Genomic DNA, 14,687 nt, shown 5'->3' on the forward strand with positions numbered 1-14,687 from the left:
GTGAACTCGATAGGGATCGGCACGGAAAACATTTCTAGTCGATACACCGCCATTGGCGAAACTGTTGATTTGCCGATACACCAATCCTTACGGCGTGGCGCGCCGCGACACGCGTAATCCGGTGGTGCACGGGTTGTTTACCAGGGGTGTTTCGGACCACCCCCCGAAGGGCGGTTCCGTAGCCGTGTCCAGCCCTCTGGACACGGCGCGGACGGGATTCGAGTGACGATCACCGCAACCGTGCGAAACCGGTCATGACGAGCGAACTTCGCGTAAGCCCCGCGCGCGGACCGTGATTCGCGCGCGGGCGGCGTGCGTCAGAGCAGCGCCATCGCGCCTTCCACACCGTGCGGGAGCCGGCGCCGATTGGGGGAGCCCAGGGCGGCGGTCAGATCGGTGCCATCGTGTTCGGCCAGCAGATCGGCGCTGTCCCACACCAGCAGCGTTGCGCTGACGGTGTTCTCGGCCGCGGAGTGCGCGAGATCGTAGTGCGAGCACCCCGGGACATGCGCGTAGGTGATCCACAGGTCGTAACCGGTCATGAACAGGTCGAGATCGAATTGCACGGACAGGCCCAGCAGTTCGCTCTTACCATTGTCATCGACACCGGCGAACGCCTCGTCCAGCGCCAGCAGGCGCGGGGCCTGCGGATCCGCCGAATCCAGCATGACGTGCGCGGCCGCGAACAGCGGCAGGTGCAGCGATACCGACTGCTCACCGCCGGACAGCGCGCTGTGCCTGGCCACCGTGAGCCGATCCTCGGTGCCGTCGGAGGTGATGATGGTGAACGAGAACGACCGCCAGGTGCGGTAATCCAGCGTGGCGGCCAGAATCTCCGGGAACGAACGCTCCGGATGGCTCGCGCGCGCGGCCCGGATCTCGGCCGCGAAATGCGCACGGATGGTGGCGAGATCGTCCGGGCCCAGTTCGGCGGAATCGCGGTCGAGCAGTTTGCACACCGCCCGCGCGGGCTCGGACAGATTGTCGGCCAGCACCCAGTGCACGCCGATGGTATTGCCCGAGGACATGCGGCGCTGCTTCATCTCCATACCCATGCGGGTGATGAGATCGCGTGCGTCGCTGGTGCGTTCGTGAATCTGCTGGGCCAGACCGGTGAGCAGCGCGTCCTCCAGGATGCGTCGCTCGGAATCGGTGAGCAGCAATTCCTGATCCCGGCGCGCACCGCCGATGCGCTCGGCGAAATCCGCCAGCGACGACAGGCCGTGATCGTCGTGCACCTGCACCACGGTGAGCCCGTCCGCCGCGTCCCAGTGCAGGCGGTAATCCTGCCGGGCCGCGGTGAGCGCGGCGTCGAACTCCTGCAGCGCGGTGGTGACGGCGCTGCGCGTGGACTTGCGGGTCGCCTCCCCGGCGCGCACCGAAGCCGTTGCGGTGGCGAGGTTCTCGAACAGTTCGGCGACCTCGTCCGGGAGCACCTTGGGCTCCTGTTCCGGATCACCGTTCTCGATGCGGTACAGCAGCTGTTCGGGGGTCGACCAGGCCGCATCGCTGCTGGGCCAGCGGCTCTCGATCGGCGCGCCCAGCAGGCTCAGCAGGTCCGGGCGGGCGTACGGGGCCAAATGCCGGACATCGGCCAGCAATTCGGTCAGCGCGGTGCCCAGGGTGTCGTGCGCGGCCCGATGCGCGCCCTCGGCGGTGCCGACGGCCTCGATCGCCTCGTGCGCGGCCTTGCGGGCCGACTTCTGTTCCGCGCGTGCGGCATCGATGCGCTCGCGCGCGGCCTCCAGTTCCCGATCGATATCGGCCGCGCCCGCGCCGAGCGCCTCGCGCAGCGTCTCCAGTTTGCGCAGCTGCTCCTCGTACCCGCCGCGCGCCGCCTCGGCCTCCTCGGCGAACGCCTCCGCCAGATCGGTGGCCTCGTCCAGCCGATCCCCGGCCTCGCGGGAGCGTTCGTTCTCGCGCTGGTAGTCCCCGCGCAGCCGCAACAGCGCGGTGCCCGCGTTCTCGAAATGCCGTACCGCCGCCGCCAATGCGTCCAACTCGGCCGGATCGCGCGGTGCCTTGTGCTCGGCCGCGATAGCCCGGACCTTCTTATCAGCGGCGCCGTATTCACCGACCGCCTGATCCAGATCCCGCTCCGCCTGCGCCGCCGCCTCGGACCGCGACCGCAACATCCCCGCCGCCTCCGAAACCGCCCGCAGCGCACCGGTTACCGCCGTCGTGCGCGGCAAAGCCTTGGCGGCGGCCGACACCCGCCCCAACTCAGCGGTGGCGGCCTCCTCCTGCTCCAGCGCCTCCTGCACGGCGACCTCGGCGGCTTCGATGGCCGCGGCCAACTCCGCCAGTCGCAGCTCCCGCCGCCGAGCGCGCGCGGTGGTCCCGATGAACTCCGCATCCGCCTTGACATGCCGTCCGACCTGCACGCCCTGCCGGAAGCAGCCATCGGTGGCAATGGCGAGCGAATCGGCGGATCCGGCAACCGAATTGGCGGCGGGGAGTGCGGCGGCACCACCGGGGGAGGAGATGCCGGTATGTCCGGCAGCGCCGCCCGAGACAGCCGCTACGATCGCGTTCTCGCCCGTTGCGGAAGTAGTGGTCTCGGTCGTGACCCTGGTGGCCTTCGAGCCTGTGGCCTTGCTCGTGGTCGGCGATTCGTGCAGGGCGATGGAGGCCAGCACATCGGCCACCGTTTGACGAGGCACGATGAGGGCGTCGGAATCGTCCTCCACCACAAGCACATCGGCGAGGGTGCGACCGCTCGGGCGCTGGGCCTTGGGCAGCGGCACCAGGAATTGGTCGGAGGCGTGAGGCGGCAGGGTGGCATCGGCGCATACCCAGCCGTCCAGCAGGTTCGCGGCCTGGAGCGCCGCCTCGATTCCAGCGGCCGCTTCGGGACCGACATGATCGGCGAAGCGAACCAGCCGCCACAGCGGCGCGCCCGCGTGCTCGCCGCGCACATCCGTGCGTGCGGTGAATGCCTTCGGCGCATCGTCACGTTCGGCCGCGACCTGCTCACGCTCGCTACGCAATTCCGCCGCCCGCGCCTTTGCCTGTGCGGCACGCGACTTGGCTTCCTGGCGGCGGCCGCGAATTTCCTCGGTGAGAGGTTCGGTGCGCTCGGCCAGCACTTCGGCCGGGGTGGCGAGGATCGGGCCGTCTTCCGTGTCGGCGTGGAAGGCGGTTCCCGGGATGGCGCGCGTGCCCGATCCCGTGGCCGAAATCGAGGTGGCCGAAGCACCGTCGACTCGGTGGAGGGCATCGTTGTCCCGTTGGCCGGACAAGCCTTTCGTCGCGTCCGGTGCAGCGAGGTCGACGGTGTCACCCTTGCGTTTGCGGGCCTTGCCCGCCGTGCCGAGCATGCCCGCCGCCGCGTTGTGGCGCTGCGGGGACGGGTTTTCGGTGCCCGCGGCGGCGAGGGCGTCGTTGAGGGCTTCGAACAGGCCCTCGCGGATGGGGGTGTAGACCTCGCGGTGCTCGTCCCACCAATCGCGCAGGGAGATGGCGGTGTTGGAGCGAGCCAGGGTTACCGCGGCCTCGGCCTGGGCGAGTTCGGCGGCGGCGGCTTCGCGGAGTTCGGTGGCGCGCTGGGTGGCTCGTTCGGCGCGGGTGCGTTCGGTGACGGCGGCGTCGACCATGGTCAGGGCGCGGCGCACGGCGCGGACGTCGGCGTCGCGCTCCTCGGCGTGACTGCGGACGGTGGTGGTGAGGTGATCGGCGCGGGCCTGCTCGGGGAGTGAGGTCCAGGGGATGCCCGCTTCCTCGGCGGCGGAACGCAATTCGTCCTCACCGCGAGCCAGCGCGGAGGAGGCGTGCTGGACGGCGGCGGTGGCGCGCTCGGATTCCTGAGCGCGCTGATCCACGGTCTGGCGGGCCTTGAGCGCCTTATCGCGGTGCACGCCGGAGGAGGTTTCCAGGCGGCGCACGGCGTCGGCGAGATCGTCGAGCTGCTGTTTGCCCTCGTAAGCGCTGGAACGCTGCAGGGTTTCGCGATCGGAGAGCGCCTGCTCATAGGCGCGATCGGAATCCTCGGCGCGGGTCTCGGCGGCGGCGCGATCGGTTTCCCGGCGCCGGCGCAGCGCGGCGGCCGCGTGCAGGGCGGTACTGGCGTGCGTCACCGCGTCCAGGCGCACCCGCACCTGATCGATATCGGTCTTCGCCTGTACCGCAAGGTATTTGCGGTACACGCCGACGAAGGCCTTGGTCGCGGAATCGGCCTGGATCAGGCCCTCCAGGGTGCGCCCGACCTCCTCCATATCGCTGAACGAGCGCGCCGCGTCCAGGATCAGCTGTTCGTCGAGCGGCCGCAAACCGTCGGTGAGCGCCTGCGAGAGCCCGCGCGGATCCAGGTTCTTGGCCAGCTGCGGGCGGCGCAACGTCAGAATCAGATTGATGAGCTGGTCGTACCGCTGCTGCCCGAGCCCGAACATGCGGGCGTCGATGGCGGCGCGATACTCCACCGGCCGATCCACGATGGCGTCGCCGCCGATCTGCTCGGCCAGCTGTTTGCGGGTGAGCGGGCGATCATCGGGTCCGAGCAGCGAGAAGTCCACGCCCACCCGGCCGTCGGCGACGAAGTACCAGCGCGTCACCTTGTCCGAGGAGCGGGTGGCGCGCATACCGATGCCGACGGTCACCGTCTCCGGATCGGACCAGGAGCCGCGCGCGAACTCCATCCACACGTACGAATACGCCGACTCCTGCTTGCGGTACAGCAGATTCGACTTCATGGTGCGCTCTTCTCCCGCGAACGGATTCAACCGCCGCGGTTCGATCCGCCCATCCAGCACGAACGGGAACAGCACCTCGAGCGCCTTGGTCTTACCCGACCCGTTCGGCCCGCGCAGCACCAATCGCCCATCGGCGAAACAGAACTCCTGATCCCGGTAGTCCCACAGGTTGACGATGCCCGCGCGACTGGGGACGAAGCGGACTCCACCGTGAATGAGGTCGCCCATCAGCTCCCGGATCCCTTCTCTGTAGCGACAAGCTCGGAATTGTCCGCGGCCGCACGAGTGTCTTCCTCCGGCCCATCGAGGTGCGGAGCCGCGGAGGTGCCCGCGCCCGACGAATCGAGCTGCGTCGTGGCGGTGCTGTCCGCGCCGACATCGGTTGGTGAGATGAACAATTCGGTTTCCGCGCGGGTGCGGATGGTGACGATGGCACCGCGATAGCGGGCCAGGGCGGGCAGGATGAGCAGGCCGGAACCGAGGTCGTCCGAGGCGGGCGAGCCTGATGCGGTGGTGTCGACCCGTTCGATCAGGCGCAGTCGCTCCAGCAGTCCGACCACCTCGACGGTGAGTCCCGGGACATCGGCCTGCCATTGGGCGGCGAAGGTCGCGCCGTAGCGGCCGGTGAGCATGCGCACGGTATCGCGAATCCAGCCCGATTCGATGAACGGATAGTCCGGGATCTCGGGCTCGGCGTCCTCGTCGTCCGAATCCTGTTCGGCGGCAAAGATATCCACGGTGTCGGCGAGCGGCGCGAATACCGTGGTGACCGGAATGGCGGTATCGAGCTGGTCCGCCAGGTCGGCGCGCGGGCGTTCGGGCCGGGGGATGCGCGCGACGGGATTGTCGAGATCCAATACGAGGTCGGCGATCTCACCGGCCAGCAGCAGCGCGACCTGTGCGAGCGTGCCCGTACCCGGGAACCGCACATCGGACAGTCGCCCCGAACTGTCGATCAGCGCAACGCCCTCCGCGCGCCGCTCGGCCTTGAGGCCGGTGACCAGCTCGACCTCGTGCACGAGTTTCTCCTGCGCGAGCAGCGACCGATGCGGCTCCGTCAGATCGTCGGCATAGACGACCGGCTGCTCCACCAGCGCCCGCCGCACCGCACGCGATGCCAAAGCCATTGCGGGGGAGCGGGTATCACCGCCACCGGCTTCCTCGCCCAGCAGTCCGGTCACGCTCTGCAGATGCTGTAGCGCGCGCGGCGGCCGGAACAGCGCGAACACCACGGATCGGTCGATATCGTAAAGCGCCTCGCCCGCTTCGGGATCGCTCGCCCAGCCTCCGGCATCACCGTCGGCGAGGGTGACCGCACCGCGCGCCGCCAGCCAGCCGACGGCATCGACGAACGCGTCGCGATCCCCGGCCCGGTCCGCCGCCAGATCGAGCCCGTCCACCCGCTCGGTGTACGAGGCCACCTGATCCGCCAACTCCGACAGCGTAATCTGATCACCGGCTCGCCCCAGCGCCGCCAGTGCCAGCGCCAGATAGGCGTACCGCCGCCGATCGAACAGCCGATCCGCCGCTGTGCGCGCGGGCCGCCCCGCATCGAGGCTGTCCAGCACCGGGAACAGCCGAGCCGTGGATTCGGTGACCTCCAGCCGATACCCGAACAGCTCCGCCAGATCCTCGCGCAACTCGGTCGCCCACCGCCGAATCAACGGCAGCGCAATCCGATCCGGATAGCTCCGGGTGATCAGATGGTTCGCCAGCACCACCCGAGCCGCCCGCTGATAGTTGTCCAGCGCCAGCGAATCGATAGTCCGCGCATGCATCAGCCCACTCCCTCCCCGGAACCGTTCACGGCCTGCGAATCCCCTGAGCCGTCACTCGCGCCGCCACCGGTTGCGGTGTGGGCACCGGGCTCTGATCCACCGCCGGTCGATGTGCGGTTGGCGGCGTGCGCGGCCACGACTTTGCTCTTGCGCGTGGACGCCGTCTCACGCACCTGGAGTTTGCGGTTGTTCAGGTGCAGGAGCCCGCGCGAGGTGCGCACCACCGTGGAACCCTCGTGCTCGGAGACGGTGAGGGTGACGCCGCTATCGGATCCCGTTGTGCCCGAGACGCGTCCGCTGACCGGCACCCAGGCGGTGGAGGCGGCGTCGATGAGGCGGAGCAGGACCTCGGTTTCGCGTTCGTCGAGTTCACGGTCGTGGACGTCGGCGGCGGCCAGCGAGCGCGCGGCCTGGGAGCGGGCGCGCTGGGCGTCGAGTTGCGCCTCGCGCAGCCGGCGGATGCCCGCGTCATTGCGTTGCAGGCGTGCCGGAGCGCCGGGCGTCGGCGGCCGGCCGGTTTCGGCGAGGGTGCGGGCGATCTCCAACGGCGGTGCGTCCCACCAGGATCGGATCGCCGGAATGATATCGGCGTCGGGGTGGTGCATGGCCAGATGCCGGGGCCTGCCGAGCCCGAAGACGGCATCGAACAGCGCGTGCGCGGCATCCGCGCTGGGAGCCGCGGTGAACCAGCCCGCCAGATGACGCAGCGCCGATTCCCGGCTCACCCCGCCCTTGCGGGTCTCGGTGACCCGCCGCAACAGCGACAGCACCGCGGCGATGGCGCTCATGGTCGCCTCGCGCAGCCGTTCACATTCGGTGAGTCCGCCCTCGGTGCCGTCACCGATGAACCACGCCCGCAGGCCCTGCCAGCGCGCCCGCCAATCCGCCTCGCGCTCAGCGGTATTGAGCAGAACCCGCTCGTCACAGCGAGCGGCCCGTTCGATGAGCTCCTCGGCCCCGGTCTCCTCCACCTCGCGAATGGCCGCGGCCAGCCGGGGCGCGAACCGTGCCAGGTCCATGGAGAACTCGCGCATATGTGCCAGCAGCGCGTCCTTATGCGCCAGGAAGGCTTCCGGGGTGGCCTCGGTGGTCCGCACCAGATCACCGAGCGTGAGATAGAAATGCGCCGCCCGATCCGCCAGATCCGACAGTGCCCGATCGAGTCGATTCAGCACCCGGTACACCCGAGGTGCGTCGCCGCTTCGATTCGCCTCCGCGAGGGTGTGCAGATCCGCGAGTAATTCGGGCAGCACCAGTCGTGAGAGCGACGCCTCATCGAGCCGCGCTTCCAGTACCTCCGACACTGCCCGATATGCCTGAAATCCGGCCTGCGAGAACTGGTACACGAAATGCCGATTCCGGTACTCCGCCAGCGTCGCCGCCCGCGTCCCGTCATAGCTGCGCTCCAGCACCCCCCACTGATGCAGCTGCTCCAGCAGCGGCCCCACCTCGGTGGGGGTCAGCCGCGGCCCACCGGGGCAACGATTGAGCGTCTCCACGACGTCGGACGCGTGCAACAGCACCACATAGGCTCCGCGCGCCATATCGAAAGCACGCAAAACCCACAGGTAGTCGCCCCGCTTCTCAGCCGTTGCGAAGGAGAACAACCGCAGCCGCTCGGCATGCGCGAACTCCTCCACGCCGGCCCCTCCGGGGTCGGGCAGCAATCCGTCAGCGGCTTCGGTCACCGAAGGAAGGTTAGTACCGCCCACCGACCGGTCTGGCATTGCGGCGGGTGTCGGCGCGCCCACACCCGGTTTCCGCCCGATGACGGCGGTGGACCGGCCGGAGGTCACTCGGCGCCTGCGGCGCGCTCCCGGTCATCCGGGGCACGCAGTCACCCGAGGCCCACACGAGTGATCACCGGGACCCGGCCGTCGCGATCGCGCGTGTTCGGCCCGTGAGTTCCCGGTGATCGCTTCCTCCGGTGTGCGCGGACCCTACGTGGTCCCGGCGGCGTCGGCCGCTACCGCCGAACGCTCCACTGTCAGCAGACTTTCGGTGTGGTGTTCGGCGTAATACGCCTTCGCACCGCCATTGAGGCCGAACAGGCGCTTGCTCCAGAGCAGCCAGATGACCGCGGCGAGGTTGATGAGCAGGGCGCCCGCGCGGATGACGGTCACCTTCTCGGTGAGTTCGTAGATTTCGAACGGCAGGAAGAGGCTGGTGGCGATGACGGCGAAGTATTCACCCCAGCGCTTGACCAGCCACAGGCCGACCGCCTCGGTGAGTTGGATTGCGGCGTAGGCGAATATGCCCACGGCCACCCAGGTCAGCGTGGTGGGGGAGAGCGTGAAGGCGGTATCGATCCAGTGCACGATCTTGGAATGGTCCGGGTCCCAGCCGATCTGGTCGGCCAGCTGGCGGATCAGCGGCAGCTCCTCGCCCCACTTGTCTCGCCAATGTTCCTGTGAGCCGCGTAGTTTCAGTACGCCCGCGCCCACCAGAATCAGCACCAGTGCCCGCAGCACCCGCTCGGCGGCCAGCAAGCGCATGATGATCCGGTCCCGCAGCAGATGTCCGCGCGGCACCTCCGGCGCGTTATCGGCCGGACCCGTGCGGCGCGGCTCACCGGGCACGAAATCACCGCAGCGCAGGCAACGCCACGACTCCCCGGCGGGCGTTGTCACATGCAGTCGGGCGGCTAGCTCGGGTTCATCGGGCGCGTAGGTCTCATGCCCGCGGGTAGCGCAGGTCCACAGACTGAAGTCCATGGGCTGGAGCGTAACCGGAACACCCGGCGCTCGCCCCGAACGCCGCCGTGCACACCCGGCCTTCGCCTCGAACGCCCGCCGCGGGCACTCAGCCTTCGCCCCGAACGCGCGCGGCCGGCACTGAGACTCAGCCTCAGCCTGCCGCTAGGGCTCTCAGCTGATCGAGGTAGGTGCGGGTGCGGGGATCGCTCGGGAAGCGCTGGATCATTTCGCGGGCGGTCTCACCGGCGATCCACATCAGGGAGGGTAGGGAGCGGCGTTTGCCGGTGAAGGCGCGCATACCCTCGTCGAGGGCGAGTTCGAGGTTGCGGTCGCGGACCGCGACGACGGCCAGGGTCAGGTGCGCCTCGGAGACCCGCATGGGTTTGCGGATGGTGCCGTCGGGGCGGGTGGCGGACAGGATGACCTGGCGCGCATAGCTTTCGGCGAGGCGATCGTCACCGGCGACACGACAGCAGTCCATGGCGTAGAAGTCGAACTTCTGCGGATCGACGACGAAGTGATTGTCCAGATTGGCCGGATGGTCCAATCCGTCCAGTATCGAACGGCCCTGCGCGAGTGCGGCTTCCACCTCGCGGCGATCACCCAGCCGGGCCCACGCCTTGGCGCGCTGCGCGCACAATTGCACCCCGACCCCGAGTCGCCCGGTGCTCGCGTGCGCGGCCTCCGCGGTCTCGATCGCCCCACGATAGTTCGCCTGGGTGAGCGCGAACCAGGACGCCATTTCGGCTCCCCAGCCGATGATTTCGACGTGTTCGGCCTCCTGGCCCAGCGATACCGCGGCCCGGCGGGTGGCCTCGGCGGCGGTGCGCCAGCCCAGGTCGTAATCCACGCAACCGACCAGTAGGGCAACCCATCCCGCGAGCACCAGCACCTCGCGATGCTGTGCCAGCGTGAGTCGCCCGTCCAGCAGCGAGGTGATGCGCCGCAGCCAGGCGGTGCCCTCGGTATGCAGTTCATGCGGATCCGCGCACGGATACTCCGAACACAGCCGATCCGCGGTGATGCGAATGGCGTCCAAGGTCGCCGAGGAGACATCGGACATGCGGAGCCGCCCGATGAACTCGAGGGTGTCCATCCCGGTCGCCGAGAGCAACTCGTCATCGCGATTGGGCCGGGCCTTGGGAAAGAATGCGGCCGTGACGGTGTCGAACGCCGCCGCGATTATCGGGGCGTAGAAATCATCGGGCCGGGACTCCCCGGATTCCCAGCGCCGCCAGTTGCGCAGAAGTGTGCTGTCGGTTGGCAGATTGTGGCTCGATTTGCTCCGCATGGTGCGCACGGCATCGGCTTGTGACCACCCCCGAGCATCGCGTTCGGCGCGCATTCGGACAGCCCAGACAGGTCGATCATCGCCAGCGGACACACTCTGTAGTATCCCACTGGTTAACGCTGGATGGACCCGGATAGGGCATGTAGATGTCAGTGGGTTGACATCTGCAATTGCATTCGCGAATACACCATGCTGGTTTCGGGCACACTTCAGGACAGCGATCCCCAATCCAACGGAGGTTCGGGTGGAAGCGTTGATCTATGGGTACGTGCGTGACGATTTGGCAGACGGCCGTAGCGATGAGCTCGAAGACGCTATGACCAGCCTGGCGCAATCAGCCGGTTTCTGCTTCGCGGCCACGTTCCATGAATCGACCCCCGGCGATGGCACCGCGTTCGCGGAGCTGACAGCCGAACTCAAGCGTGCTGATGCACACCATGTGGTGGTGCCATCACTCGATCATCTTGCCGGCCAGACGATTCCGCGCGATCTGCTGATCGCGAAACTGGCTCATGAGGCGGCCGCGCAGATCTGGGCCGTCGAGCACTGATTCCAGCATCCGGCGAACCGGCCGGTGGTGCACCGTTATTCGCGCTGTCACATTCCGGGCCCTGCCCATGAGCTGTGCGGCCGCGATTCCGGCTGCCACCGACGCCGTCAGCGCCAGGATGTGATGCTCGCCGAACAGCGGATACACCTGCCAGTGCAGGAGATACGCGAACAGTGACGAGTCGGCGAGCAGCGCGGCCGCGCCCGCGATCAGTGCCGGCACCCGCACCGACGGCACCCAGATCAGCAGTAGCAGACCGGCCAGCACCAGGTGTTCGCGATTGCTCTCGCCGAAATATCCGGGCACGGTGAGCAATGCGACCCCGGTCAGCAGCGCCCGCTGTCGTACCGACGTGGCCTTCGCGCCCGCCCAGCCGAGCACGAAGAACCACACCGCCAGCGGTGAGAACGGAATATCGTGCGGCGCATAGAGATCGAAGGACCGGTAGCGGAAGATCAGCGCGACCGCGAGCACCGCCATGGCGAACCAGAACGGCGCCCGCCGTTCCAGGGCATCGACCAGCGGCAGCCGCAGCAGTAGCGCGCCCGCGAGCATGAAGTAGACCGCGACCTCGACGAACCACAGATGTCCGGCGGTCGGACTGTCCCGCGGTCCCAGAATCTTGTTGAGCAGCAGCACGTTCTGCCAGCCGTAGTAATCGGTGAAGGCGAGCGTGAGTGCAACCCACAGGCCGGTCGGTACGGCGATCAGCGCGACCGTGCGCAGGGTTTTGCGCAATCGCTGCGCGGCCGGTGCGGGCGTCACACCGAACCGGGCGAAGTTGAACCCGGCGACCGCCAGCATCACATGCGCCCCACCCCACAGTACGAAAAGTCCGATATGCGAACCCAATACGGTGATGATCCCGGCGGCGCGCAACAGACTCGTGGTGTCCAGCGATCGGCCGAACCGCCGTTTGCGCCGGGGCAGCGACTCCAGTTCGGCCACCGTCATGCTCTGCCAGTTCGCCGGGAGCTGTCCCAGCGCCCGATCGAGTTTCACCGACAGCGCGACATAGGTGAGCGAATCGCCGCCCAGATCGGCGAAGGTGGCCTCGGGAGTGATTGCGGCGGTGTCGAGTCCGAGCGCATCGGCGAACAGGGTCCGGACATTCGCTGATGGTCTGCTGCGCGCGACCGGTAAGCGCCGAATAGCTGGATAGTCCGGTTTCCCGGAGGGCAACCGCGGGATCTCGCCGACCGTGCACACCCGCACCGCGGAGACCGGCAGACCGGACAATTGCGCCGCGAGTTGCGCCGCGGCGGCGGCATCCTCACCCGTGACGGCCACCACCAGCGATTCCGCGTCATCGGTGCAGCAGACCGTATAGCCCGCCGCCGCCAACCCGGATTCGATGCGCTGCAAATCGATTCGCAATCCGAAGATCTTGGCGAACCGCGATCGGCGGCCGATCACCCGATAGAGCCCCTCGGGGGTGCGGCAGGCCAGATCCCCGGTCCGCAACTCGGTGAGCCGCGGACCGAGCGCGAGTTCGGCGGGCGATTCGGCATAGCCCATCATGACGTTCGGGCCACGGTAGACGAGTTCATCACCGCCCTCGTCGACCGGTTCCAGACTGAATGAGCCTCCGGGAATGGGGATTCCGATGCAGTCGGGCTGGGCGGCCGCCAATCCCGGTGGCAGATAGGCCATTCGCGCGGTGGCCTCGGTCTGGCCGTACATCACATAGAAATCCCAGCCCGCGCGCGCACCCATCCGGGCGTACTGCCGCACCCGGCCGGGGTCGAGTTTGCCGCCCGCCTGGGTGACATAGCGCAGATGTGGTAGCGCCATGCGCTCGAAGCCGACGCGTTCGAGCAGATCGAAGGTATAGGGCACAGCCGCGAAAGACGTTGCGCGATGCCATAGGAACTCATCCCAGAACTCCGGTTCCAGTACCGAGCGGCTCGTCATGAGCAGGCTGGCACCGCGCAGCAGATGGCTGTGCACCACCGAGAGGCCGTAACAGTAGAACAGCGGCAGGGTGGTGGCCGCGCGATCGGTCTCCCGGATATCGAGATACTCCGCGATCGATTCCGCATTGGCGAGCAGATTCCGATAGGAGAGCCGCACCAGCTTGGGGGAGCCTGTCGAGCCGGAGGTGCTGAGCAGCAGCGCCAGCTCCGGATGCAGGGTGTGCGCGGAACCGGTTCGCCGCCGGCGCGGTTCGGGAATCGCTCCGTCGCCCGATTCCACGACGATATCCGGGTCGTAGACGCGGAGCATTTCGTCACTGACCGAACCGGTGAGCAGCACCGCGCAGCCCGCCTCGAGCGCACCGAGATAGGCCACCAGCGAACCGATGTCATTGCGGGCGGCCAGGGCGACGAGCCGCCGGACCGGTTCGGTTGCCCGGCATTCGCCACCGGGCTCGGGTGAAACCTGTTCCGCGCGCAGTCTGTTCGCGAAATCACAGATTCGCGCGGCTAGTTCGGCATAGCTGAGCTCGTGGCCGTCATCACCGATGATCGCCGTTCGATCGCCGAATCCGTTCAGGTGCGCGGCAATCCGTGGCGAGCTCATTCGGGACATTCTAGGCAGGGTAGGCTTACCTGTCGGTAAGCCACTCCCGAATGAACCCGAAGTTAACGCCTAGAGACCGAATCCGCCCCGACCCCGCCTGCGCAGGTACTTCTCGAATTCCGCGGCGATGGCGTCACCGTCGATCTTGGCCATGGCCTCGTTGAGATCGACCTCGGCATCGCCGCGCTCCTCCAGCGAGCGGACGTATTCCGCGATTTCCTCATCGCCCGTGGTCATCTCGTTGACCGCGCCCTCCCACTCCTCGGCCTGTTCGGGCAGACCGCCGAGCGGAACCTCGACATCGAGCACATCCTCGACGCGATGCAGCAGCGCGATGACCGCCTTGGGATTCGGCGGCTGCGAGACATAGTGCGGTACCGCGGCCCAGAAGGAAATGGCCGGAACACCGGCGCGCACGCACGCGTCCTGCAGCACCCCGGTGATACCGGTCGGTCCCTCGTAGCGGGTCTGCTCCAGATTGAAGCGCTCCGCGGCTTCCTTGCTGTACGCCGTACCGGTGACCGGCACCGGCCGGGTGTGCGGGGTGTCGGCGAGCAGTGCGCCCAGGATCACCACGGTCGAGACATCGAGCTGCTCCACGAATTCGAGCAGGTCATTGCAGAACGAACGCCAGCGCATATTCGGCTCGACCCCGCGCAGCAGCACCACATCGCGATCGCTGCCGGGTGGGGAGCACACCGAGAGCATGGTGGACGGCCAGTGAATTTCCCGGGTCACGCCGTCGACCTGGCGAACGGTGGGCCGGTTCACCTGGTAATCGTAATAATCCTCGGAGTCCAGCTCGGCGAGCGGCTGTGCGTCCCAGATCAATTCCAGATGCTCGACGGCTCCGCTCGCCGCATCCGCCGCGTCGTTCCACCCTTCGAAGGCGGCGACGAGGATCGGATCCCGCAGCGTAGGCAGGTCCGAATCGGGTGGCACCGGGGGTTCACTGGCGTTCACCCGGTCAGCTTAGGGGGTTGGACACCCGGACGCGCCAGCGACGCGCAACCGTGCTGGTCGGCGAGCCGATGCGGAGAAGGCCGAAGTGGCCTGCGAAAGCGGTGAGAAGGGCGACCCGCCGGGCGGCGCGCGGGGTTCGCGACCCGGCGCGCTACACCGGGGACCGGATTGTCCGTGCTCCCCACTACTCTTGAGGAC

Annotated in this window: 8 protein-coding genes; 1 reads left to right on the plus strand and 7 read right to left on the minus strand. The window is 68.0% G+C overall.

The window, feature by feature from the left end:
• Positions 1 to 317: 317 nt before the first annotated feature.
• The 5 genes from AB0L82_RS11185 to AB0L82_RS11205 form a co-directional block, all read right to left on the minus strand.
• Positions 318 to 4,916: an SbcC/MukB-like Walker B domain-containing protein gene (locus tag AB0L82_RS11185; protein ID WP_364633885.1), complete on the minus strand. Its 4,599-nt coding sequence runs from the start codon at positions 4,914 to 4,916 to the stop codon at positions 318 to 320.
• Positions 4,916 to 6,466 (minus strand): TIGR02678 family protein, encoded by a 1,551-nt coding sequence (locus tag AB0L82_RS11190; protein WP_364633887.1) that lies wholly within the window; start codon positions 6,464 to 6,466, stop codon positions 4,916 to 4,918. Before AB0L82_RS11190 ends, AB0L82_RS11185 begins: the two co-directional genes overlap by 1 nt.
• A complete protein-coding gene (locus tag AB0L82_RS11195; protein ID WP_364635991.1) occupies positions 6,466 to 8,079 on the minus strand; it encodes a TIGR02677 family protein in 1,614 nt (537 codons plus the stop codon). Before AB0L82_RS11195 ends, AB0L82_RS11190 begins: the two co-directional genes overlap by 1 nt.
• 327 nt (positions 8,080 to 8,406) lie before the next feature.
• Positions 8,407 to 9,180 (minus strand): DUF2127 domain-containing protein, encoded by a 774-nt coding sequence (locus AB0L82_RS11200; protein WP_364633888.1) that lies wholly within the window; start codon positions 9,178 to 9,180, stop codon positions 8,407 to 8,409.
• Between the two features lie 133 nt (positions 9,181 to 9,313).
• Positions 9,314 to 10,453 (minus strand): XRE family transcriptional regulator, encoded by a 1,140-nt coding sequence (locus AB0L82_RS11205; protein WP_364633890.1) that lies wholly within the window; start codon positions 10,451 to 10,453, stop codon positions 9,314 to 9,316.
• Between the two features lie 244 nt (positions 10,454 to 10,697).
• Here AB0L82_RS11205 and AB0L82_RS11210 point away from each other — a divergent pair, with 244 nt between their 5' ends.
• Entirely contained in the window at positions 10,698 to 11,003 is a 306-nt protein-coding gene (locus AB0L82_RS11210) for a hypothetical protein (RefSeq protein WP_067562883.1), read from the plus strand.
• Here AB0L82_RS11210 and AB0L82_RS11215 read toward each other — a convergent pair.
• Positions 10,905 to 13,526: an AMP-binding protein gene (locus AB0L82_RS11215; protein ID WP_364633892.1), complete on the minus strand. Its 2,622-nt coding sequence runs from the start codon at positions 13,524 to 13,526 to the stop codon at positions 10,905 to 10,907. The genes AB0L82_RS11210 and AB0L82_RS11215 overlap by 99 nt on opposite strands.
• Before the next feature lie 69 nt (positions 13,527 to 13,595).
• Complete coding sequence (locus AB0L82_RS11220) at positions 13,596 to 14,489, minus strand: PAC2 family protein (protein WP_309230821.1); 894 nt, start codon at positions 14,487 to 14,489, stop codon at positions 13,596 to 13,598.
• Between the last annotated feature and the right edge of the window lie 198 nt (positions 14,490 to 14,687).

It is taken from the genome of Nocardia sp. NPDC052001, from assembly GCF_040680615.1.
GTDB lineage: Bacteria > Actinomycetota > Actinomycetes > Mycobacteriales > Mycobacteriaceae > Nocardia.